The organism is Pseudovibrio sp. SCP20 (assembly GCF_057774105.1).
Genome location: NZ_JBYMDH010000002.1, coordinates 420,308 through 443,203, shown reverse-complemented (window position 1 = coordinate 443,203; position 22,896 = coordinate 420,308). Strand labels below are relative to the sequence as shown.

General features: G+C 53.7%; 17 protein-coding genes. All 17 read left to right on the top strand.

Annotated features, from left to right (window positions below; genetic code table 11):
* Positions 1–117: 117 nt before the first annotated feature.
* The 17 genes from AC3CB2_RS10535 to AC3CB2_RS10455 all read left to right on the top strand — a co-directional run bounded on the left by AC3CB2_RS10535 (position 118) and on the right by AC3CB2_RS10455 (position 22,881).
* Positions 118–1,701, top strand: a complete 1,584-nt coding sequence (locus tag AC3CB2_RS10535; RefSeq protein WP_352932371.1) for an ABC transporter substrate-binding protein — start codon at positions 118–120, stop codon at positions 1,699–1,701.
* Positions 1,702–1,817: 116 nt separating this feature from the next.
* Positions 1,818–2,795: an ABC transporter permease gene (locus tag AC3CB2_RS10530; RefSeq protein WP_014283365.1), complete on the top strand. Its 978-nt coding sequence runs from the start codon at positions 1,818–1,820 to the stop codon at positions 2,793–2,795.
* 9 nt (positions 2,796–2,804) lie between these two features.
* The gene (locus AC3CB2_RS10525) at positions 2,805–3,725 is read left to right on the top strand and encodes an ABC transporter permease (RefSeq protein WP_352932373.1); all 921 of its coding nucleotides are present in this window, start codon (positions 2,805–2,807) and stop codon (positions 3,723–3,725) included.
* Positions 3,726–3,733: 8 nt separating this feature from the next.
* Positions 3,734–4,720 carry an ABC transporter ATP-binding protein gene (locus tag AC3CB2_RS10520; protein WP_054784521.1) on the top strand — a complete coding sequence of 329 codons (987 nt, stop codon included), beginning with the start codon at positions 3,734–3,736 and terminating at the stop codon, positions 4,718–4,720.
* Positions 4,717–5,721, top strand: coding sequence for an ABC transporter ATP-binding protein (locus AC3CB2_RS10515; protein WP_352932375.1), 1,005 nt, complete (start codon positions 4,717–4,719; stop codon positions 5,719–5,721). The genes AC3CB2_RS10520 and AC3CB2_RS10515 overlap by 4 nt, the downstream gene beginning before the upstream one ends.
* 32 nt (positions 5,722–5,753) lie before the next feature.
* Positions 5,754–6,623 (top strand): N-formylglutamate amidohydrolase, encoded by an 870-nt coding sequence (locus AC3CB2_RS10510; protein WP_352932377.1) that lies wholly within the window; start codon positions 5,754–5,756, stop codon positions 6,621–6,623.
* A 455-nt stretch (positions 6,624–7,078) separates the two neighbouring features.
* Positions 7,079–8,101, top strand: a complete 1,023-nt coding sequence (locus tag AC3CB2_RS10505; RefSeq protein ID WP_014283370.1) for a substrate-binding domain-containing protein — start codon at positions 7,079–7,081, stop codon at positions 8,099–8,101.
* An 89-nt stretch (positions 8,102–8,190) separates the two neighbouring features.
* On the top strand, positions 8,191–9,711 hold the full coding sequence (locus AC3CB2_RS10500) for a sugar ABC transporter ATP-binding protein (protein ID WP_352932379.1): 1,521 nt from the start codon (positions 8,191–8,193) through the stop codon (positions 9,709–9,711).
* 33 nt (positions 9,712–9,744) lie between these two features.
* Positions 9,745–10,746: an ABC transporter permease gene (locus AC3CB2_RS10495; RefSeq protein WP_425328940.1), complete on the top strand. Its 1,002-nt coding sequence runs from the start codon at positions 9,745–9,747 to the stop codon at positions 10,744–10,746.
* 7 nt (positions 10,747–10,753) lie between these two features.
* Positions 10,754–11,734, top strand: coding sequence for a sugar-binding transcriptional regulator (locus AC3CB2_RS10490; RefSeq protein ID WP_352932381.1), 981 nt, complete (start codon positions 10,754–10,756; stop codon positions 11,732–11,734).
* Complete coding sequence (locus tag AC3CB2_RS10485) at positions 11,731–12,744, top strand: aldo/keto reductase (RefSeq protein WP_352932383.1); 1,014 nt, start codon at positions 11,731–11,733, stop codon at positions 12,742–12,744. Before AC3CB2_RS10490 ends, AC3CB2_RS10485 begins: the two co-directional genes overlap by 4 nt.
* Positions 12,745–12,840: 96 nt before the next feature.
* Positions 12,841–14,607 (top strand): glycerol-3-phosphate dehydrogenase/oxidase, encoded by a 1,767-nt coding sequence (locus AC3CB2_RS10480; protein ID WP_352932385.1) that lies wholly within the window; start codon positions 12,841–12,843, stop codon positions 14,605–14,607.
* Positions 14,597–15,451, top strand: a complete 855-nt coding sequence (locus AC3CB2_RS10475) for a class I fructose-bisphosphate aldolase (protein ID WP_352932387.1) — start codon at positions 14,597–14,599, stop codon at positions 15,449–15,451. Before AC3CB2_RS10480 ends, AC3CB2_RS10475 begins: the two co-directional genes overlap by 11 nt.
* Before the next feature lie 19 nt (positions 15,452–15,470).
* Positions 15,471–16,979 (top strand): FGGY-family carbohydrate kinase, encoded by a 1,509-nt coding sequence (locus AC3CB2_RS10470; RefSeq protein WP_352932390.1) that lies wholly within the window; start codon positions 15,471–15,473, stop codon positions 16,977–16,979.
* Entirely contained in the window at positions 16,979–18,586 is a 1,608-nt protein-coding gene (locus AC3CB2_RS10465; protein ID WP_352932392.1) for a GMC family oxidoreductase, read from the top strand. The genes AC3CB2_RS10470 and AC3CB2_RS10465 overlap by 1 nt, the downstream gene beginning before the upstream one ends.
* Positions 18,587–18,799: 213 nt before the next feature.
* Positions 18,800–21,586, top strand: coding sequence for a bifunctional aconitate hydratase 2/2-methylisocitrate dehydratase (locus AC3CB2_RS10460; RefSeq protein WP_352932395.1), 2,787 nt, complete (start codon positions 18,800–18,802; stop codon positions 21,584–21,586).
* Between the two features lie 338 nt (positions 21,587–21,924).
* A complete protein-coding gene (locus AC3CB2_RS10455) occupies positions 21,925–22,881 on the top strand; it encodes a polysaccharide pyruvyl transferase family protein (RefSeq protein ID WP_352932398.1) in 957 nt (318 codons plus the stop codon).
* Positions 22,882–22,896: the final 15 nt, after the last annotated feature.

The following is a 22,896-nucleotide window of genomic DNA, read 5'->3' as shown; positions in this document are numbered from 1 at the left end:
CTACCGGTGATTTGCCCTTGTGGTGAAGACACATCCAATAAAGAAGCAGCGGCATTGTTACTGGGCGAATGAATTTTAATCGCCAGAGGGAACGATAATTTCGAGGGGAGAGCAGCAATGATTAAGCTGCAGAAATGGCTCGCTGGAACAGCAAGTGCCATGTTGCTTATGGGTGGAGTGGCTTCGGCTGAAGATCTGACCATCGGCTTGTCTTCAGAGCCAAGCGCGATTGACCCGCACTACCACAATCTGGGCCCGAACAATATGATCGCCTATCATATGTTTGACCGCCTTATTCACCAAAACGAGAAACAGCAGCTACAGCCCGGTTTGGCAACCAGCTGGAAGCCAATTAACGCCACCACATGGGAGTTGAAACTGCGTGAAGGCGTGGTGTTCCATGATGGCAATCCGTTCAATGCGGATGATGTGGTGTTCTCGTTTGAGCGCGCACCAAATGTGCCAAACTCACCATCCAGTTTCGCCACATACACCAAAGGCAAAACGGTCAAAAAGATTGATGATTACACAATCCATATCACGACCGAAAAGCCTTATCCGCTTGTTCCAAATGATATCTCTACGGTCAGCATCATCTCTGTAGAAGCAGGAACCGATGCAACAACCGAGATGTACAACGCGGGTACAGCGACAGTCGGTTCAGGCCCATATAAGTTTGCTGAGTATGTGCCGGGCGACCGCATTGTGCTGGAAGCAAATGCTGACTACTGGGGCGCAAAGCCGAAGTGGGACAAGGTAACCTTCAAGCCAATCAAGTCCGGCCCATCTCGCGTGGCCGCTTTGCTGGCGGGTGATGTTGACCTGATCAACGGTGTCCCAACAACAGACATTGAAGTGCTGAGCGGCAACGATAAGGTCTCCTTGTGGCAAGGTCCATCCAACCGCGTCATCTACCTGCATCTGGATCATGATCGTGATGACAGCCCATTCGTAAAAGGCATGGGCGGCGGAGCCATCAAAAATCCGCTGAAAGATCAGCGTGTTCGCGAAGCGATCTCTAAGGCCATCAGCCGTGATCTGATTGTTGAGCGTGTGATGGAAGGTGTTGCTGTCAAAGCAGGCCAGCTTCTGCCAGATGGCTTCTTTGGCGTCAGCGAAAACCTGAAGCCGGTTGAGTACGATGCAAAGGGTGCGAAGGAGCTTCTGGCCGCTGCAGGTGTTGGGGATGGCTTTGAGCTGCGCATTCATGGCCCGAATGACCGCTACATCAACGATGCCAAGATCGTGGAAGCCATCGCACAGATGCTCAACCGCGTCGGCATCAAAACCGATGTAGAAACCATGCCGCGTTCTGTTTACTTCAAACGCGCATCTCGTGGCGGTCCAAACAACACGCCAGAATTCTCAATGGTTCTCGTAGGATGGGGCGCTGGCTCCGGTGAAGCATCATCTCCGCTGCGCTCTCTCATCCATACCTACGACAAGGACAAGGGCTTCGGCTCTTCCAACCGTGGCCGCTATTCCAATGCTGAAGTAGACGCCATGATTGAGGAAGCTTTGGCAACCGTTGATGATGAAAAGCGTCAGGATCTGTTGGCCAAAGCAACCGAGATTGCCATCAACGATCAGGCGATCATTCCGCTGCACTATCAGGTGAACACTTGGGCGACCCGCAAGGGCCTCCAGTATCTGCCGCGCACGGATGAATACACCCTGTCCTGGGGCGTATCCGCTGAGTAATCGCACGCAATCAAAAGGCCGGCGTAGGTTCCATGCCGGCCTTTTTCTTATCTGAAGCCAGATCGACACCCCTGTAATTTCAATGGGTTGGCTTTACCTGCGAAAGATTTAGAGACATGTCTGTCTTCATTCTCAGACGCCTGATGCAAAGTGGCATAGTCATGATTGCTATGTCCGTCATTGTGTTCTTTGGCGTGAATGTGGTGGGTGATCCCATCGATATGCTGGTCGCACCGGATGCGGATCAAGCCGAGATTGAGCGCGTTATCCGCGACTTCGGCCTCGATAAGCCTGTGTGGCAGCAATACATGGTTTTTGTCAGCAACGCGTTTAAGGGAGACTTAGGCACCTCCTTTGTTTTTGGTGAGTCAGCCCTGAAACTCATCATAGAACGTATGCCTGCCACGCTGGAGCTCGCCTTCATGGCACTCCTCATGGCGATTGTCATCGGCATCCCGCTGGGCCTTTACGCAGGCCTACGCCCCAACGCCATTTCTTCACGCCTCATCATGAGCGGCTCAATTCTGGGCTTTTCGCTGCCTACATTCTGGGTCGGTATCATGATGATCATGCTCTTCGCTGTGATGCTCGACTGGGTGCCCGCCACAGGACGCGGAGAGACTATCTCAGTTCTCGGTTTGCAGGTGTCGTTCCTTACAGCCGATGGCTTCTCACACATCGTCCTTCCCGCAATAAACCTCGCGCTCCTGAAGATCTCTCTGGTCATCCGCCTGACGCGGGCAGGGGTGAGGGAAGTCATGCACATGGACTTCATCAAGTTCGCCCGTGCAAAAGGTCTGTCCGCCAACCGTATTGTCATGGTGCACCTGTTCAAGAACATCATGATCCCGGTGGTCACCGTCCTCGGCCTTGAGTTTGGTTCCCTCATCGCTTTCTCAGTGGTGACAGAAACCATCTTCGCGTGGCCCGGCATGGGCAAGCTGCTCATCGATGCCATTCAGCAGCTCGATCGGCCAATCATCGTGGCTTATCTGATGATCATCGTGGTGCTCTTCGTCGTCATCAACCTGATTGTTGACATCCTCTATTCCATTTTGGACCCGCGCGTGCGGCTTCAGGATGCGACAAGCTAAGGGGCGACCATGACCATAGAAACAAGCCTCAAACCACCGCGAAAGAAGCTTTTTTCAGGCGAAACGCCTATGGGCCGCTTTCTTTCAGAGTTTGTTGAAAGCAAAGTCGCTGTCGTCGCAGCGCTTCTCCTCTTCATAATCATCGCTGCAGCCCTCTTCGCGCCATGGATCACCCCGCAAAACCCATACGATCTGGCGCAAGTCAGTGTGCTGGATGCGCGCATGGAACCCGGTGCTGAAAGCTTTGACGGCTACACCTTCTGGCTGGGCACAGACGGGGCAGGGCGCGATCTCTTCTCCGCCATCCTCTACGGCCTGCGCATCTCGCTCTCTGTAGGTGTCACCAGCGGCATCATTGCACTCATCATCGGCATGTCCGTCGGCTTGATTGCAGCCTATGCCGGAGGTCGCACCGAAACCTTCATCATGCGCATTGTGGACCTGCAGCTTTCTTTTCCGGCCTCACTGGTTGCTCTGATGTTGCTGGCTTTGCTGGGCAAGGGCGTCGACAAAATCATCCTCGCTCTGGTCGTCGCGCAATGGGCCTATTACGCCCGAACGGTGAGGGGAACAGCTCTGGTCGAGCGCGGCAAGGAATACGTGGAGGCAGTCACCTGTCTTGGCCTCAGTCATGCCCGCGTGCTCTTCCTACACATCATGCCCAACTGCCTGCCACCACTCATCGTAGTGGGAACCGTACAGACCGCCCACGCCATTGCGCTGGAAGCCACTCTGTCATTCCTCGGCGTTGGCCTGCCGCAGACAGAACCATCCCTCGGCCTGCTCATCGCCAATGGATTTGAGTATGTGATCAGCGGCAAATACTGGATCTCATTCTTCCCCGGCATAGCCCTGCTCGTCACCGTGGTTTCCATCAATCTGGTGGGAGATCAGCTGCGCGATGTCCTCAACCCGCGACTGAGGAAGTGAGGACAACAATGAACACGCCAAACACACTCACAGTCAAAAACCTCAAAACCCACTTCTTCACCAAAGCAGGTGTGGTCAAAGCCGTTGATGACGTCAGCTTTTCAGTCAACTCCGGCGAAATCCTTGGCCTCGTCGGCGAAAGTGGCTCCGGCAAAACTGTCACCGGCTTCTCGTTGATCGGTCTGGTGGATGAACCGGGCAGGGTGGTCGGCGGCTCGATCCTCCTCAATGGGGATGATCTTGCCAGAAAAGACGAAAAGCAGTGGCGCGAGCTGCGGGGCAAGAAGATCGCGATGATCTTTCAGGACCCCATGATGACCCTCAACCCAGTCCTGCGCATCGACACGCAGATGATTGAAGCCATTCAGGCCCATGAGGACATCTCCAAACAAGCAGCCAGAGAACGCTGCCGCGAAGCGCTCGTCCGCGTCGGCATCGCCTCACCTGATGAACGCCTCACATCTTACCCGCACCAGTTCTCCGGTGGCATGCGCCAGCGCGTTGCTATCGCCATTGCACTGTTGCACGAGCCGGATTTGATCATCGCCGATGAACCGACAACCGCGCTCGATGTCACCATTCAGGCGCAAATCCTCTACGAAGTCCGCAAGCTGTGTTCCGAAACCGGCATGTCCCTCATCTGGGTCACGCATGATCTGGCGGTCATCAGTGGTTTGGCGGATAGGATCGCAGTTATGTACGCTGGGCGGATTGTAGAGCAGGGCAGCATTGATGAAGTGCTGGATGCCCCACTGCACCCTTACACCAAGGGCCTGATTGAATCCGTTCCGAGCCGCAATAAACGCGGAGCAAAGCTCTACCAGATCCCCGGTATGACGCCGTCTCTGCTCAATCTGCCCGCAGGCTGCGCCTTCGCCAGCCGCTGTCCGGCAAAGCAGAGCGATTGTCTGGTCGCAGCACCGGAGATCACGCAATTGGGAGAGGAAAGGCACGTGCGTTGCTTCCATCCTGTAAAGCAGGAGGAAATGGCATGACGCTTCTGGAAACACCAGTTATCGAGCTGCAAGGTGTCTCAAAACGCTTCACCAAAAAGCTGGACCTTGCCGAAAAAACACTCCGCTTCTTCGGCTCCAACCTCAAGGAGCAAGTGGTTCACGCAGTCGATGATGTCTCGCTCAGCATCGCACCGGGTGAAGTGGTTGGCCTTGTGGGCGAAAGCGGTTGCGGAAAATCCACGCTGGGCCGTGTCGTGGCAGGCATTCATGAAGCCAGTGATGGCACCGTTCATTTTCACGGAGACAACGTCAAACAACTCTCTGGAGCCGATGCCAAAAATGCTCAGCTCAAGGTGCAGATGATCTTTCAGGACCCCATGTCCTCCCTCAATCCACGCAAACGGGTGAGTGACATCATTGGCGAAGCGCCTCGTGTCCATGGCCTTGTCTCAAAAACAGAGCTGTCTGACTATGTAGACCAGATGCTCCTACGTGTAGGGCTCGATCCGGACTTCAAAACCCGCTACCCGCACCAGTTCTCCGGCGGACAGCGCCAACGCATCGGCATCGCCCGTGCCTTGGCGGTAAACCCGGAGTTCCTTGTATGTGACGAGTCCATCGCAGCGCTGGATGTATCCATTCAGGCGCAAGTCATCAATCTTTTCATGGACTTGCGCGCGCAGCTTGGCCTCACCTACCTGTTCATCAGTCATGATCTCGGCGTTGTGGAGCACCTCTCGGATCGTGTTGTGATCATGTATCTGGGCCGTGTGGTTGAGATCGCGAAAACAGATGAACTCTTCGCCAAACCCAACCACCCGTACACGCAGGCCCTGCTGCACGAAGTCCCGCGCATTGATGCCCGCAAGCAGGTGTATGAACCAATAAAAGGCGAGATCCCATCGCCCTTGGCACCACCAAGCGGATGTCATTTTCATCCACGCTGCCCATTTGCCACCAAACGCTGCGCTGAGAGACAACCGGCCCTGAGGGAAATTGCTCCCGGCCATGTCTCTGCCTGTCACCTGAACGACGGCTGACGCGCATCCCCAAGCTATTTGAGAGAGATACATTGCCCCAATCCATTGAAAATGTGCTGAAAATCCATCGCCCTACGGAGCTGACAAATCCTCTGGTGGTGGATTCTCCTCATTCCGGAGAGATCTATCCAGCTGACTTCCGCCCATGCGTCCCAGCCAGCCGCTACAAATGCGCAGAAGACAGATACGTCCACGAACTCTTCGAAAAAGCCGCTGAAACCGGCGGTGTTTACCTCGAGGCTCTGTTTCCACGCATCTACATCGACCCCAACCGTCGTGCGGACAACATTGATCCAGCCATCATCAAAGGCTGGACCCGGGAAGCAAAGCCGGATTTCCGCAGTGATCTGGGCAAAGGCCTCATCTGGACAGAAGCGCCTCCCAGCAGTGGCCCTCTTTACGACCGAGACCTAACGGCAGCAGAGATCGAAAACCGCATTGACGCCTATTACACGCCCTACTATGACGCCCTAACCCGCCTCATGGAACAAGCCCACGCTCGTTTCGGCGTGGCCTATCATCTGGATTGCCACAGCATGCAGGCAGTCTCTACGGTGATGCATGAAACCGGAGCAGGCGAGAAGCGACCCGATATCACCTTGAGCGATCGCGAAGGCGCAACATGTGATCCTGAGTACATCAACACGGCGAAAGATATTCTGCTCAGCCTCGGCTATGAAGTGAAGATCAACGATCCATACAAAGGTGCAGAGCTGGTCATTCACACAGGCCGCCCCCAACAGGGCTGGCACTCACTCCAGATCGAAGTCAGCCGCGGCCTCTACATGAGCGAAGTGACGCTTGAAAAATACCCAAACTTCGACAATCTCCAGCGCGATCTAGGCACCTTCGTGAATCACCTCTCCGACTACACAAAACAAAAAATCACCGAACCCGCCTAACCACTCCGAGGCTGATCAGCTCTGGTTTGGCTTTCAGTTAGACTCTCTGCACCTCCTCAGCTTGAGGTGCAGAGGCACAAACCTCACCTCAAAATTGTGCATCTGTACGGCGCTCTTTATCTCCGAGCTCTACGTGATATTACAGATAAAATTCCTTATTCATTTCAATAAGTAACGTGCACTACGCATCAAGATAAAATCATTCTCAATGCATAGTTGTCTCTAATAATAGATGAGCAGTATTCTTCTAATAAATTATCGACGATTAGATAAGAAATATATTTCACTGCTGGAAATATGTTGACCCTCTTGATTGTCTTCGCCATTTTTTCTTCACGAACTGATTTTTGTTCGCGTTCCGCTGGAGGAACTGGTCCTGATTATTCTGGTCTGGTGCGGAATACTAATCATTTAGACGGCTATGCATTTAGCTTTCTACCTTTTGGGAGGGGAATATGAAAAAGTTTATTGCCGGACTTGGTCTGGCTGCTGTTCTTGGGGCAACAGCACCAGCAACCGCAGGACAGGACAATCCATTCCAGTGTGAAGAAGGCGAAACCTACGTCATGAACGTGATGGTTTCCGGTGTTGAATACTGGTTCCCGGTTTATGAAATGTTCAAGCAGGCGGCACAGCAGATGGGCTGTAAAACCGTCTACACCGGCACACCGGAATATGACGTCAACAAACAGCTCGCCAGCTTTGAGCAGGCCTTGGCAAAGCAGCCAGCAGGCATTCTGCTGCACCCAATGAACTCTGACCCATTCATCGAGCCAATCAACCGCGCAACGGAAATGGGAATTCCGGTTGTGACGTTTGCTGCGGACTCTCCAAACTCAAAGCGTGTTTCCTACATCACCTCAAACAACGTCAGCGAAGGCAAGTACGCTGCTGATGCAGTTGCTGAGGCAATGGGCGGTAAAGGCAAATACGCTGTTTTGGAAAATCCGGGCCAGGACAATCATGACATCCGCGTAAAAAGCTTCATCGCTCGCATGGACGAAAAGTGGCCTGACATGAAGCTCGCCTCTCGCGCAGCTTCCAATCAGGACCCAACCAAGGCCTACAACGCCGTGCAGTCCATGGCGCAGGCCCACCCTGACCTTGGCGCGATCTTTATGCCAGAAGCAAACTCTGCTCTGGGTGCTGCTCAGGCGGCCAAAGAGCTCGGCGGCAAGATCAAGATCATGCATGCTGATGTGAACGCGAAGATGCTGGACCTGATCAAAGCAGGTGAAGTGTTTGGTGCAGTGAACCCGAACCAGGGCGTTCAGGGTTACATGGGCTTCATGATGCTGTGGCTCGCAAACCATAGTGACCTCATCGATCCGATGAATGATTACAAGTCCGCAGGCTTCAACCCAATGGGTGTGCCTTACCTCGACAACGGCTTCTCCATTGTGACAGCCGCTAATGCTGATGACTTCTACTGGGACAAGTACCTGAAGCGTCGCGGCACCAAAGGCATCAACGAGTAAGCCTGAATATGAAGCCTCACGCTCATTGCGATACCGGAGTGTGAGGCTTCACACCAGTTCAACAACAGAGCTGGATCGGGGAGGGGAATATGAGCGAGCAGCCAATTCTGGAACTGCGCAACATCAGCAAATCATTCGGAGCGGTCAAAGCGTTGCAAGGCGTCTCGTTTGAACTGCGTAAGGGTGAAATCCACGCCCTTGCAGGTGAAAACGGAGCAGGCAAGTCCACCATGATGAACATCATTGATGGCATCCTGCAGCCCAGCGACGGCGAGATCATCCTGCGCGGAGAAACTGTCACCATTGATGGTCCCGCTGATGCGCAAAAGCGCGGCATTGGGCTGGTCCATCAGGAAATTGCGTTGTGTCCAGATGTGTCCGTTGCCGAAAACATCTTCATGGCAGCCACAAACGCCCGCCGCTCGCTCTTTATGGATTACGCTGGTTTGAAGAAGAAAGCCGCTGAAATCCTCGCGCGCTTGTCCCCGATTGATCCAGCTGTAAACGTGGAGAAGATCTCCATTTCCAACCAGCAGATCGTGGAGATTGCCAAGGCGCTGACTTTGGACTGCGAAATTCTCATCCTCGACGAGCCGACTGCAGCGCTGACGGAAACGGAAGCCGTCGCTCTCTTCAAAATCATGCAGAAGCTGAAAGAAGATGGCATCAGCATCATCTACATCAGCCACCGCATGGCAGAAATCTTCGAGCAGTGCGATCGGGTAACCGTCCTGCGCGATGGCAAGTATATCTGCACCGACAATGTGGCTGATATCACCCCGGATGATCTGATCGGCAAACTGGTAGGCCGTGATCTGGGTGATCTTTACCCACCCAAGGCCGAAAATATCGATATCACCGCAACGCCTTTGCTACGAGTGAAAGACCTGACCGACCCAGAGCGCTTCCGAAACATCAGTTTTGACCTGCGCCCCGGCGAAATCCTCGGCATCGGCGGTCTGATTGGCTCCGGTAGAAGCGAAATCCTGCAAGGCATCTGCGGCCTTTATCATCACGACTCTGGAGTGGTGGAGCTGGGCGGTGAAACCTTCCGCATTAACTCCTATCAGGAGAGCATCAAAAAAGGCATTGTCTACCTCTCCGAAGACCGCAAAGGAGAGGGGGTCTTCCTCGATCTTTCGATCGCACAGAACGTTTCGGCTCTGGACGTAGATCAGGTCTCAACTGCAATAGGCGTTTTGGACCGCAAGGCAGAGCTGGAGCAGGCGAAGACACTGGGCGAACGCCTCAATCTCAAACATGGCGGATTAGACCTGCCGGTTTCCTCCCTCAGTGGCGGAAACCAGCAGAAAGTGGCCATTGCCAAGATGCTCTCGGTAAACCCGAAAATCATCCTCATGGATGAACCCACACGAGGCATTGATGTGGGCGCAAAAGTAGAGATCCACGCCCTGCTCCGCAGACTGGCAGTGGAAGGCATCGGCCTCGTGGTCGTCTCCTCCGAACTTCCCGAGCTGATTGGCCTGTGTGACCGCATTCTTGCGATCTGCGAAGGCGAGCTCAGCGGTGAAGTTGGCCCAGATGAAATGACCGAAGAACGCATCATGGAACTGGCGTCTGGCCTGCACGCTAGCAAAACCGCCGCCTGATCCCCATTCGCCAGTTAATTGAAAGATTTAAGTATGACAGAGACAGCAACAACAGCAGGTGAGCAGCAGGTACTCAAAAGCCCAGCGCTCCGGCTCGGACACTTCAAGAACATGCGTGAAGCGGGTCTTCTCGCTATCATCATCACACTTTGTATCGTGATGAGCTTCGCCTCGCCCTACTTCCTCACCTGGACCAACATCAAAGCCATGCTGCTCTCCTTCTCCGTAGAAGGCATTGTGGTTGTCGGTATGACAATCCTACTCATTGTCGGCGGCATTGACCTTTCTGTCGGTTCGGTCGTCTGCTTTGCAATGGTTGTTGGTGGCAAGCTGTTTCTGATGGGGATGGATCCATGGCTGGCAAGCGGTGTTGCCGTTGTCCTCTGCGCAGGCATCGGCATGCTCATGGGCCTGTGTGTGACCAAGATAGGCCTCCATCACTTCATAGCCTCACTGGCCTTCATGGTGATCGTGCGCGGTATCTGTCTGGTCATCACTCAGGGCACCCCGCTGTCACTTTACACACTCCCAGCGGAATTTAAGTTCCTCGGGCAGGGCACGGTTTCAGGCATCCCGGTGGTGATCCTCATCTTCTTCGCCATCGTGCTGGCCTTCGACATCCTGCTCCGTAAGGCCACTCTGTTCCGCAAGGTGTTCTACACCGGCTCCAATGAGAAAGCCGCCGCTTACTCCGGCATCTGTACGGACAAGGTGAAGTTCTGGGTCACCGTCCTGTGTGCCACTCTCGCAGGCGTTGCCGGTGTCATCTACATGGCGCGTTTTGGAGCCGCCACCCCAAACTTCGGCGTCGGCATGGAGCTCAACATCATCGCAGCAGCCGTCATTGGCGGTGCCAGCCTCAATGGTGGCTCCGGCACCATCCTCGGCGCAATCCTTGGCGTGGTCCTGCTCTCCGTGGTCTCAAGCTCCCTCATCTTGCTGGACGTATCTGTCTATTGGCAGGACTTGATCCGTGGCTGCATTCTGCTGGTGGCAGTCGCGCTTGATCATATCCTTCACAAGAAGCGCGCGTGAGGTAGCTATGCTGACAAAGATAGATCAGAGCGAACTGGACGCCACACGGCAAATCTACAAAGTCCTCGTCATGCACTTCATCGAGGGCAAGAGCCAGGCCGAGATTGCCAAGCTGATTGGTGTCTCGCACCCCAAGGTCAACCGTATGATCAAACAGGGCCGCACAATGGGCATGGTGGACATTCAGATCCGCTCTCCCTTTCGCTCCCTGTTCGATCTGGAGCACGAAATCGCAAGCCTCGGCGGGCTGGACAACGCCGTTGTCGCGGCAACAATCTCAGAGCAGGACGACGTCAACCTTGCATCCGTTGCCGAAGCCGCAGCCAAGCTGTTCCTTTCAAAACTCAAGGACGGCGATATCGTCACAGTCTCCGGCGGCAAGAGCATGTCTGCCTTTGTTGCCGCGCTGAAGCCAGAGAAAACCTACAATGTGGTCGTGGTTCCAGCCACCGGCTGCTTACAGGGCAATCACTTTATCGATGTGAACCACGTCACCGCCCAAATGGCAGAGGCGCTGGGCGGGCGTAGCTACCAGCTGCATGCTCCAATCTTCGCCGAAAGCACGCAGCAGCGCGATATGCTTAAGGAAATGCGTCAAAACGAGTTCGTTCTGGAAATGGCGCGTAGAGCAACAATCGCAGTCGTTGGCATCGGCTCAATTCTGACCAAAGACTCCAGCTACTACAGCCTGCACCCGACCAGTCAGGCAGATCGCAAAGCCATTTTGCAAAGCGGTGCCACTGGCGAGTTGCTCGCTCACCTTATTGAAGAAGGCGGTCAGGCCTGCGGTTATGCCCTGAATGACCAGCTGGTGAGCCTGACACTGGATGAACTCAGAAAAATACCTTTCACCATTGGCGTTGCAGCAGGAAAGCAAAAGGTGCTGCCGATCCGCACAATCCTGAAAGGCGACTACATCAACGCTCTGGTGACAGACGAAAACACCTGTCGCACAGTTTTGCAGACAATGAACGAGGCCGAGAAATGACCACTTTAGCAACAAAGAGCAAAATGGAACTGCGCGCGATGGGCAAGTCCGGCATCGATGCCTCCGTCATCGGCCTTGGCACCTGGGCCATGGGCGGCTGGATGTGGGGAGGTGGTGATGACAAAGCCTCCATCGATGCAGTGCGCGCCTCACTGGATGCAGGTGTCAGCCTGATCGATACTGCACCGGCTTACGGTCTGGGGCGTTCTGAAAAGCTCGTCGGCGAAGCCATCAAAGGCCGCCGGGATGAAGTGGTGCTGGCGACCAAATGCGGCCTCGTCTGGCATACAGACAAAGGCACTCATTTCTTTGATGAGGAAGGCAAGCCCGTTTACCGCTATCTGGGCAAGGATTCCATCATCTACGAAGCAGAACAAAGCCTGCGCCGCTTGCAGACAGACTATATCGACCTGTTCATCACCCACTGGCAGGACAGCACAACGCCAATTGCCGAGACAATGGACGCTCTGCTCACCCTTAAACAGCAAGGCAAGATCCGTGCAATCGGCATCTCCAACGCGTCGCCTGAGGATCTGCAGGAGTATGTTGCCGCTGGGCAGCTGGACGCCATTCAGGAATGCTATTCCATGCTCGACAGAGGTATAGAGCAAACCCTGCTGCCACTCTGCAAACAGCATGACGTGGCAACGCTCAGCTACTCCTCGCTCGCACTCGGCTTGCTCTCAGGCAAAGTCGGACCGGATCGTGTGTTCGAGGGGGATGACCAGCGCCTTAAGAACCCGCGCTTCAGTGTCGAGAACCGCATCAAAATCCAGAACTTCACCAAAGAGATCGAGCCAGTCGCTAAAGCCCATGACATCTCAATCGCACAGACAGTGATTGCATGGACACTCGCCCAACCGGGCATCACCTACGCTCTATGCGGCGCGCGCAATGTGAAGCAGGCAACCGAGAACGCCCATGCTGGGACTTTGCAGCTGGCAGGAGATGAAATTGCCATGATTTCTCAGGCAATCGATCGCCATCTCTCCGGGTTTGACGACAACTAAAACCCGCTCGGATTTCAAGGAATAACAGCGACCTCGGGGCAGTGAGGTCAGGCTGGACCGTCGACGAGATGGTCCGGCAACGGGAGTGCTTTGGCTATGGCCCATAATTTGCGGCATATGGAACGGGACGATATCTGGGGGCGTTTAAAACAAAACACCACGCCAGATGTGCTTGTAATTGGCGCAGGCATCAATGGCATTAGCGTGTTTCGCGAACTCGGGCTGGCTGGTGCAAACGTCATCCTCGTTGATGCGGCAGACTATTGCAGCGGCGCCAGTGCGGCCCTTTCCCGCATGGTTCATGGTGGCCTGCGATATCTGGAAAATGGAGAGTTCCGTCTGGTGCAGGAGTCCCTCATGGAGCGCAACGCGTTGCTCGCCAACGCTCCGCACTACGTGAAGCCTTTGCCGACATCGATCCCGATTTCCAGCTACTTCGACGGCATCATCGGCAGCACTCTGCGCTTTTTCCGCTTGAGCCAATCTCAACCACGCCGCGGTGCCCTGATGATCAAGGTTGGTTTGACGTTCTATGATCTTTTCACCCGCAAGAACAAAGTCATGCCCAGTCACCAGTTCTTCGGCAAAGTGGCCACTAGGCAGAAGTTCCCGCAATACCGTTCGGAAACCCTCTGCAGCGCAACCTATTACGATGCATCGGTCACCCAGCCAGAGCGACTTGGCTTTGAAATCATTGAACAAACCCTTGCTGAAAACCCAGCAACTCTGGCCCTCAACTACACCCGCGCAACAGGCAGAGGCGACGGTGAGGTCATCCTCAACGATGAACTGAGTGGCCAGCAAGTTATCGTGAAGCCCAAAACAATCATCAACGCCACAGGCGCCTGGATCGACTTTACCAATGATGCACTCACAGATGAGGCTTCGTCACCCAGGAAACGCCTGATTGGCGGCACCAAAGGCTCGCACCTTATGATCGACAATGAGGAACTGCGCAACGCCATTAGTGATCACATGGTCTACTTCGAAAATGAAGAGGGACGCGTCTGTATCCTCTTTACCTATCAGGGCCTTGTGCTTGTCGGATCGACAGACATCCGCGTCGAAAACCCAACCGGCATGATCTGCACGCAGGAAGAACAGGACTACATCCTCAAATCGCTGGAAGGCATCTTCCCAAACATCAAGATAGCCCCGGAGCAAATCCGCTTCACCTTCGCCGGTGTCCGCCCTCTGCCCCACAGCAATTCTGCTATCAACGGCCAGATCTCCCGGGATCACTCCTGCGTAGACCTCGGCCCACTGGCCGGAGGTTCAGCCCCGTTACGCTGCATGGTCGGCGGCAAATGGACCACCTTCCGCGCATTCGGTGAGCAAGTGGCAGATGCAGTGCTGGCAGACCTCGGCATGAAACGCACCCACTCTACACTAGAGGCACGCATCGGCGGAGGTGCCGCCTACCCGCAAACAGAAGCGCAAAGAGAGCGCTGGTATCAGGCTGTTATGTCCGAAACAGGCGCCTCACAGCAGCGTCTCGAAACCTTGCTGGAGAGATACGGCACCAAAGCCCGCGATGTTGCCCTCGCCTGCGCCAACCAGCCAGACCAGCCGCTGGCAGATGCTGAGACCTACACCCACGCGGAGATCGCGCATCTTATTAATGCCGAACATGTCGCCAACATGCTCGATCTGGTCCTGCGCAGAACCACCCTCGCCATCTCAGGCACGCTAACCACCAATACGTTGGAAGACATCTCCCGGATCTTCGCCAGTCAGCGTGGATGGGATGAGAATTTGCAGCAAGACCACACCACCGAAACCCGAAATTACCTCAGTGCCTATCATGGCATGAAGCAACTCATTGAAGATCATATTGAAATGGAGACTTCCAATGTATCTTAGCAAAAAAGTGCGAATGAACCGCCTGTTCTCCGGCGGCAAATGTCTGGACGTCGCCATTGACCATGGTGTTTGTAACGAACCAACTTTCATGGACGGCTTGGAAGACATGTGCGGGGTTGTAAAAGCGCTGGTGGATGCCGGCCCGGACGCCATTCAGATGAACTACGGACAGTCCGATCTGCTGCAAACAATCGACGGCAAGAACAAGCCAGCATTGGTGATGCGCGTCGACATGGGCAACCCTTACAATGCAGAACGCCACCGCCACATGTGGGCGCTGATGCAGAACGAGGAAGAACCAATCCTCACAGCCCTGCGCATGGATGCTGCCTGTGTGGTCGTGAACCTGTTCATGCTGCCGGATGAGCCGGACCTGTTTAAACAATGCGTCCAAAACATCTCCCGCCTCACCAACGCCTGCGAAAAGTATGGCATGCCGCTGATGATCGAACCGCTCGTCATGCAGCCAAACAGCGAGCGCGGCGGCTATCTGGTGGACGGCAACGCCGATAAGATCGTCACGCTGGTCCGTCTGGCGCGTGAGATGGGCGCAGATATCGTCAAAGCCGATCCAACCGATGATCCTGATGACTTCCACCGCGTGGTGGAAGCCGCCCGCTGCCCTGTTCTGGTGCGAGGTGGCGGCAAGGAAGACCTGCTGAAAGTCTTTGAAAAATCATCCCGTTTGATGCGTCAAGGGGCGCATGGCATGGTGTACGGTCGCAATATTTATCAGCATGACAATCCACGCGGCGTGGTTCAGGCTCTCATGGCGATGATCCATCAGGACGTCGATGCAGCAGAAGCCTGGGCGATCTATCAGTCAGCCTTCGAAGCTGCATAATCGGGAATTGGGGGAAACCATGGGCTCTTATCTACTCGGGCTTGATGCCGGTAACACGGTTATTAAGGCAGTCCTGTTTGATTTATCGGGCAGGATTGTATCCATGGCCGGGCGGGATGGCGTATCCTCTAGCCCAGCGCCCGGTCATGTTCTCCGAGATCTGGGAGAGCTCTGGTCCAACGCTGCCTCGGTCATCTCAAAGGTGATTGCTGAGGCAGGTATTTCTGCCAGTGAGATCATTGGTGTCGGTTGTGCAGGCCACGGCAATGGCCTCTATCTGCTGGATAAACAAGAACAGCCACTGCTGGCCGTCCAGTCTCTGGACACCCGCGCCATTGAAACGGTGGAGCGCTATACGGCAGAAGGCAAAGACGATCCGCTCTACAACATCTGCCTGCAAAAGCCATGGGTATCTCAAACCCCAACCCTGCTGCGCTGGGTGAAGGATCATAATCCTGAAACCTATGCCCAAATCGGCACGGTGTTTCTCTGCAAGGACTTCATCCTCCATCAACTCTCCGGCAAGCGTGTCAGCGATATCTCCGACATGAGCGGCTGCGGCCTGCTCAACATGCAAACCAATGCCTATGATGCCGAGCTAATGAGCCTCTACGGCCTTTCAGATGCCATGGAGCACTTGCCAGAACTGCTGGCACCTGAAGAATGCGCTGGCAAAGTCTCAGCCCAAGCCGCGAAAGCAACCGGACTTGCTGAAGGAACCCCCGTTGTCGCTGGCCTATTCGACGTCATCGCCAGCGCGTTGGGCTCTGGCGTGGTGAAGCAGGGGGAAGCCTCCATCGTCGCAGGCACCTGGAGCATCAACCAGATCATCACCGAAAAGCCGTTGCACGATCCGCGTGTCTTCATGGCCTCTAGCTTTGGGCAAAGCAAGGTTATGGAGATCGAAGCCAGTGCCACTTCCGCAGCTAATCTGGAATGGTATGTCCGCGAGTTCATTGAACACGTAAACCCAGCTCTGGAAGGCGCAGACGCGTTTGCGCTGTGCAACGAGATGGTCCAGAGCGTGACGCCATCTGAGGACCTGCCATTCGTCTTGCCGTTTCTTTATGGCTCTGGCCCGGAACCGAGAGCCCGCGCCAGCTTCATCGGCGTTGCTGGCTGGCATTCTCACGCTGATATGCTCTACGCGCTTTATGAAGGCGTTGCCTTCGAACATCGCCGCCATATCGAACAGCTTAAAGCCGCTGGCGCAAGCTTTGAAACCGCAGTGCTTTCCGGAGGCGGTTCCAGAAGCCAGATCTGGCCGCAGATTTTTGCCGATACGCTCAACATTCCTCTGTCGATCTCCGAATGTCAGGAAACCGGAGCGCTGGGCGCGGCCATCGCAGCAGGTGTTGGGGCAGGGGTGTTCTATGAGTTTGAGGCTGGTGTCGAGGCCATGACCCGCCAAACCCGCCATTACACGCCACGAGAAGAACTTCGCGACCTCATGGATCGTCGCTACGCTAAGTTCTGCAAGTTAAGCCAGCGCTTTAGCCTGCCATTGGAAGAAGAGGAGCTGGCGTGATGCCCATCCGTCCGTCTCTTGGAACCTACGATTACATCGTCATTGGTGCAGGTTCAGCTGGTTGCGTGCTGGCCAATCGCCTCAGTGCCAACCCGGTCAACAAGGTACTGCTGTTGGAAGCGGGAGGCTCGGACCTCTATCACTGGATCCACATACCCGTTGGCTACCTCTATTGCATCGGCAACCCAAGAACGGACTGGTGCTTCAGCACCGCCGCAGAAAAGGGCCTCAACGGCAGATCTCTCGCCTACCCACGTGGCAAAGTCCTAGGCGGCTGTTCATCCATCAATGGCATGATCTACATGCGCGGCCAGTCCGCTGATTATGACCACTGGGCCCAGCTCGGCAATGCCGGTTGGGGCTGGGATGATGTGCTGCCGTATTTCAAAAAGTCAGAGGACCACGCCTTCCGCAACAACGCTCTTCACCATCAGGGCGGTGAACTGCGCGTCGAAAAACAACGCCTCAACTGGGACATCCTCAACGCAGTGCAGGATGCGGCAGCAGAACTTGGAATTCCCGCTGCGGATGATCTCAATGACGGCAAAAATGAAGGAACGTCCTACTTCGAGGTCAACCAGAAAAGTGGCCTCCGCTGGAGCGCCGCCCGTGCCTTCCTCAGTCCAGTCAAAAACCGCAGCAATCTCACCATCGTCACCCACGCGCAGGCAGAAAATCTGCTGCTGGAGGGAACGCGTGTTACTGGGTTGAACCTGACCGTCAAAGGAAAACCGATGACTGTTCAGGCAGGCAAAGAGGTCATCCTCTCTGCGGGCGCCATTGGCTCTCCGCAACTGCTCCAGCTTTCAGGCATCGGCCCGGCTGACCTGCTCAAATCCCATGGCATAGAGGTGCTGCACGAGCTGCAAGGTGTCGGCGCAAACCTGCAAGACCATCTGCAACTGCGCACAATCTTCAAGATACAGGGAGCGAAAACCCTCAACGAGTTGCAACGCACGTTCTGGGGCAAGGCCAAAATCGCGGCCGAGTATGCGCTCACGCGCTCCGGTCCAATGGCCATGGCTCCAAGCCAGCTCGGCATCTTCACCAAGTCTTCAGAGCGCTACGCAACGCCAAACATCGAGTACCACGTCCAGCCACTCAGCCTTGAAAAGTTCGGTGATCCCCTGCATCCATTCCCGGCCATCACAGTATCAGTCTGCAATCTCCGCCCGGAAAGCCGCGGAACAGTCTCCATCCAATCCGCAGACTACCGCGATGCCCCCGTTATCGCACCAAACTACCTGAGCGCACAGGAAGACAAACAAGTCGCCATAGATTCAATCCGCCATGCCAGAAAACTCATGGCCACCAAAACTATGCAACATTATAAAGCCACCGAAATCAAACCCGGTCTGGCCTATGAAAGTGATGAAGAACTGATTGAAGCTGCAGGCGATGTCGGCACAACTATCTTCCACCCGGTCGGCACCGCCAAAATGGGCTCAGACGACAATGCGGTGGTTAGCTCAGATCTAAAAGTCCACGGCCTCCAAGGCCTCCGCATAGCCGACGCCTCCATCATGCCAACCCTCCCCTCCGGCAACACCCACGCCCCAGTCGTCATGATAGCCGAAAAAGCCACAGACATGATTTTGGCGGATTGAGGCTATACGTAGAAACAATCATTCCTAAGCCTAGCGAAACCGGTAGTCTTGCAATTAGCGCTGGCAGCTCTTCTCTCTTTCTTTACTCGGAAAAATCTTGCAAGTTTGTGTTGTTTGGTATACATCCGCATACAACAAACTTGCCCCGGTTTGACAGAAGATTCTGTGACCCGGCGTTCAAGCTACATCTAACACTAAATCGCCAGGATAATCATGAGCTTGTACACAGACTACCTGAATGAGATTGAAACGCGTAAAGGTGAGGGACTGAACCCGAAGCCGATTGAAGATGGTGCCCTTGTTGGTGAAATCATCGCGCAGATTAAAGATCTTGAGAACGAACACAGAGCAGAGTCGCTCAAGTTCTTCATTTACAACACGCTGCCAGGCACCACGAGCGCTGCTGGTGTGAAGGCTGCGTTCTTGAAAGAGATCATTCTCGGTGGCTCTGTTGTAGAAGAGATTACGCCTGCATTTGCTTTTGAGCTGCTCTCTCACATGAAGGGTGGTCCTTCTGTTGAGGTTCTGCTTGATCTGGCGCTGGGTGATGACGCTGCAATCGCCGCTCAGGCTGCAGACGTTCTGAAAACTCAGGTGTTCCTGTATGACGCTGACACGGATCGTCTTGCTGCTGCGTTTAAAGCAGGCAACGCTGTTGCAAAAGACATTCTGGAAAGCTACGCGAAGGCTGAGTTCTTCACCAAGCTTCCTGAAGTAGAAGAAGAGATCAAGGTTGTTACCTTCATCGCTGGTGAAGGCGATATCTCCACAGACCTTCTTTCTCCAGGCAACCAGGCGCACTCCCGTTCTGACCGTGAACTACACGGCAAGTGCATGATTTCACCTGAAGCACAGGCTGAAATTCAGGAATTGCAGAAAGCAAACCCTGATGCCCGCGTGATGCTGATTGCTGAAAAAGGCACCATGGGTGTTGGCTCTTCCCGTATGTCCGGCGTGAACAACGTTGCGCTTTGGGCGGGCAAGCAGGCGAGCCCATATGTTCCTTTCGTGAACATCGCACCAGTTGTTGCAGGCACCAACGGCATTTCTCCAATCTTCCTGACCACTGTTGGCGTGACCGGCGGTATCGGTCTTGATCTGAAAAACTGGGTCAAGAAGCTGGATGCAGACGGCAATGCTGTTCTGGATGAAAATGGCGATCCGGTTCTTGAGCAGGCTTACTCTGTTGAGACTGGTAAGGTTCTGACCATCAACACCAAGACCAAGAAGCTGTATGACGGTGACAAAGAGCTGGTCGATATTTCTTCTGCTTTCACACCTCAAAAAGTTGAGTTTATGAAAGCAGGCGGTTCCTACGCTGTTGTGTTCGGTAAAAAGTTGCAGACATTTGCATCTGAAACACTGGGCATTGAGCTGAAGTCCGCTTTCGCACCGTCCAAAGAGATCTCCGTTGAAGGTCAGGGCCTGACCGCTGTTGAGAAGATCTTCAACCGCAACGCAGTTGGCACCACTCCAGGCGCAACTCTGCACGCTGGTTCCGACGTTCGCGTGAAGGTGAACATCGTTGGTTCTCAGGATACCACTGGTCTGATGACCTCACAGGAACTGGAGTCCATGGCGGCAACCGTCATCTCTCCAACTGTTGATGGCGCGTACCAGTCTGGCTGTCACACTGCTTCTGTTTGGGATCTGAAGGCGCAGGCCAACATTCCTAAACTCATGAAGTTTATGAACAAGTTCGGCTTGATCACCGCGCGTGATCCTAAGGGCGTCTATCACTCCATGACAGACGTGATCCATAAGGTGCTCAACGACATCACCGTGGACGACTGGGACATCATCATCGGCGGCGACAGCCACACCCGTATGTCCAAAGGCGTGGCGTTCGGTGCGGACTCCGGTACTGTTGCTCTGGCACTGGCAACCGGTGAAGCAACCATGCCGATCCCAGAGAGCGTGAAAGTGACCTTCAAAGGCACCATGAAGGATCACATGGACTTCCGTGATGTTGTGCACGCAACACAGGCGCAGATGCTCAAGCAGCACGGCGACAACGTGTTCCAGGGCCGCATCATCGAAGTGCACATTGGCACTCTGCTGGCTGACCAGGCCTTCACATTTACCGACTGGACTGCAGAAATGAAGGCAAAAGCCTCCATCTGTATCTCCAACGATGAAACTCTGATCGGTTCTCTTGAGCTGGCCAAGCACCGCATCCAGATCATGATCGACAAAGGCATGGACAACGATGCGAAGGTTCTGGCTGGCCTGATCGCGAAAGCGGACAAGCGCATTGCTGAGATCAAGTCTGGTGAGAAATCTGCTCTGACCCCGGATGACAACGCGAAATACTTCGCTGAAGTTGTTGTTGATCTGGACCAGATCGATGAGCCGATGATCGCTGACCCGGACGTGAACAACGACGACGTTTCCAAGCGTTACACCCACGACACCATCCGTCCTGTTTCCTACTATGGCGGCGACAAGAAGGTTGATCTGGGCTTCGTTGGTTCCTGTATGGTTCACAAGGGCGACATGAAGATCGTTGCTCAGATGCTCAAGAACCTTGAGAAGAGCGGTGGTAAAGTCGAATTCAAGGCTCCACTCGTTGTTGCAGCTCCTACCTACAACATCATTGATGAGTTGAAGGAAGAGGGCGACTGGGAGATCCTGCAGAAGTACTCCGGTTTCGAGTTCGACGATCTGATGCCAAAAGCAAAAGCTCGTACCGAATACGAAAACATCATGTACCTGGAGCGCCCTGGCTGTAACCTTTGCATGGGTAACCAGGAAAAGGCTGCTAAGGGTGATACCGTTCTGGCAACCTCTACCCGCCTGTTCCAGGGCCGTGTGGTAGAAGATACGGCAGAGAAGAAGGGTGAATCCTTGCTGGCCTCCACGCCTGTTGTTGTTCTTTCCGCAATTCTGGGCAGAACACCAAGCATGGACGAGTACAAGGCAGCGGTAGAAGGTATCAACCTCACCAAGTTCGCCCCACCACTCCAGAAGCCACTGGACTCCAAATCAGTCCACTTCTAAGAGCTGATTTCAGCGACAAAGTTCATAAAGCGGGCGGTCCCCAACACCGTCCGTTTTTCTTTTGAGCAGCGTTTGTTCTATATTATTCATCGCAGATTTAAGTTGTTGAAGCAAAAACGCTTATCTTATCAATCTCATTCTAGGGATTGCGGGGCATCTACTTATCTGATTTTTGAAGACAAAACCGTGGTGTTTCTATTAGGTTGATAAACTCAGAGTAAAGTCGTAAAGCTCTCGTAACAGCATTGAAAAAAGAGCTAACGATAGGAGCTTTAGACGGGGCTCTCAGACCTGTCCGGCCTTTATCGTGAGATGCACACATAATTAGGAATGAAAGTTTGGTTCAACAAATAAAAAATTATTGGAAGCATTTGCGGATCAAAGCAGGACTTAGGAAAGAAAAAGAAGCTGGATTTGAGTACGAACGAGTACTTGTTCGGACAAAAAAGAACGGTTTACCTGTTGTACGCTTATTGGGTAGTCATTCCAACTTTCATTGCGGGTGTGCTGCAGTAATGAAGTCCTTGAGAAGGGCTGCAGAAGATAGAGGCTGGAGATTAGCAACTTTTATTGAGCCATATGATGCTGTAGTTGTGAACGGAGAAGGGTCTATGCACCATTCCCGAGAGCATTTTCATAAAAAGATGGGTATTTTGCAGAGAGCTGTCGAAGCTGGTGTTCCTGCATATCTAATTAACACCGTCTGGCAGGATAATAGTAGCGAGTATAACGCTGTGCTAAAACAGCTTGCTGGGATCCAGGTACGAGAAAAGTTAAGTCAACGAGAACTTCTTGAGAAGCACGGTGTTGACTCTAATGTTTGTATTGATGCCTCGTTTTTCTATGGCCCAACTGTTGGCCCACAGGATGAGTTTCAACGATCTGGAGTAGCATACACAGATTTTCGTTGTCCTGATACCGATGTGTTTCTTCGTAATGATGAATTACTACCCCATGCTGATTATGTGTCGCTAAAGGCGCAAAATTGGGAAGAGACTATTCGAAAACTGTCTGAATATGAATACGTGGTAACAGGCCAACACCACGCAGTTTATGCTGCTTGTAAAGCTAGAACGCCATTTATTGCGAGTGAAGGAAACTCCCACAAGATCAAAGGGCTGATTGAAAGTGCTGATGCTGAAATACCAACAGCAACGTCTTTCAGGGAGTTCAAGGATTTATTAGAGAATATTGAAAAGTATCGTAGCGAATATGAGAAATTATTTGATTGGATGGCAAGGCAATCTTCCGACAACCTCTTTCCCGAAGCGAAAAAAACTATGAGCTCAAATTAAGTATCCTGCTTAATA

Excerpts from the sequence above, each read along its gene's own strand:
- AC3CB2_RS10535 (WP_352932371.1), top strand. The coding sequence starts at position 118 with ATGATTAAGCTGCAGAAATGGCTCGCTGGAACAGCAAGTGCCATGTTG.
- AC3CB2_RS10530 (WP_014283365.1), top strand. The coding sequence starts at position 1,818 with ATGTCTGTCTTCATTCTCAGACGCCTGATGCAAAGTGGCATAGTCATG.
- AC3CB2_RS10525 (WP_352932373.1), top strand. The coding sequence starts at position 2,805 with ATGACCATAGAAACAAGCCTCAAACCACCGCGAAAGAAGCTTTTTTCA.
- AC3CB2_RS10520 (WP_054784521.1), top strand. The coding sequence starts at position 3,734 with ATGAACACGCCAAACACACTCACAGTCAAAAACCTCAAAACCCACTTC.
- AC3CB2_RS10515 (WP_352932375.1), top strand. The coding sequence starts at position 4,717 with ATGACGCTTCTGGAAACACCAGTTATCGAGCTGCAAGGTGTCTCAAAA.
- AC3CB2_RS10505 (WP_014283370.1), top strand. The coding sequence starts at position 7,079 with ATGAAAAAGTTTATTGCCGGACTTGGTCTGGCTGCTGTTCTTGGGGCA.
- AC3CB2_RS10500 (WP_352932379.1), top strand. The coding sequence starts at position 8,191 with ATGAGCGAGCAGCCAATTCTGGAACTGCGCAACATCAGCAAATCATTC.
- AC3CB2_RS10495 (WP_425328940.1), top strand. The coding sequence starts at position 9,745 with ATGACAGAGACAGCAACAACAGCAGGTGAGCAGCAGGTACTCAAAAGC.
- AC3CB2_RS10490 (WP_352932381.1), top strand. The coding sequence starts at position 10,754 with ATGCTGACAAAGATAGATCAGAGCGAACTGGACGCCACACGGCAAATC.
- AC3CB2_RS10485 (WP_352932383.1), top strand. The coding sequence starts at position 11,731 with ATGACCACTTTAGCAACAAAGAGCAAAATGGAACTGCGCGCGATGGGC.
- AC3CB2_RS10480 (WP_352932385.1), top strand. The coding sequence starts at position 12,841 with ATGGCCCATAATTTGCGGCATATGGAACGGGACGATATCTGGGGGCGT.
- AC3CB2_RS10475 (WP_352932387.1), top strand. The coding sequence starts at position 14,597 with ATGTATCTTAGCAAAAAAGTGCGAATGAACCGCCTGTTCTCCGGCGGC.
- AC3CB2_RS10470 (WP_352932390.1), top strand. The coding sequence starts at position 15,471 with ATGGGCTCTTATCTACTCGGGCTTGATGCCGGTAACACGGTTATTAAG.
- AC3CB2_RS10465 (WP_352932392.1), top strand. The coding sequence starts at position 16,979 with ATGCCCATCCGTCCGTCTCTTGGAACCTACGATTACATCGTCATTGGT.
- AC3CB2_RS10460 (WP_352932395.1), top strand. The coding sequence starts at position 18,800 with ATGAGCTTGTACACAGACTACCTGAATGAGATTGAAACGCGTAAAGGT.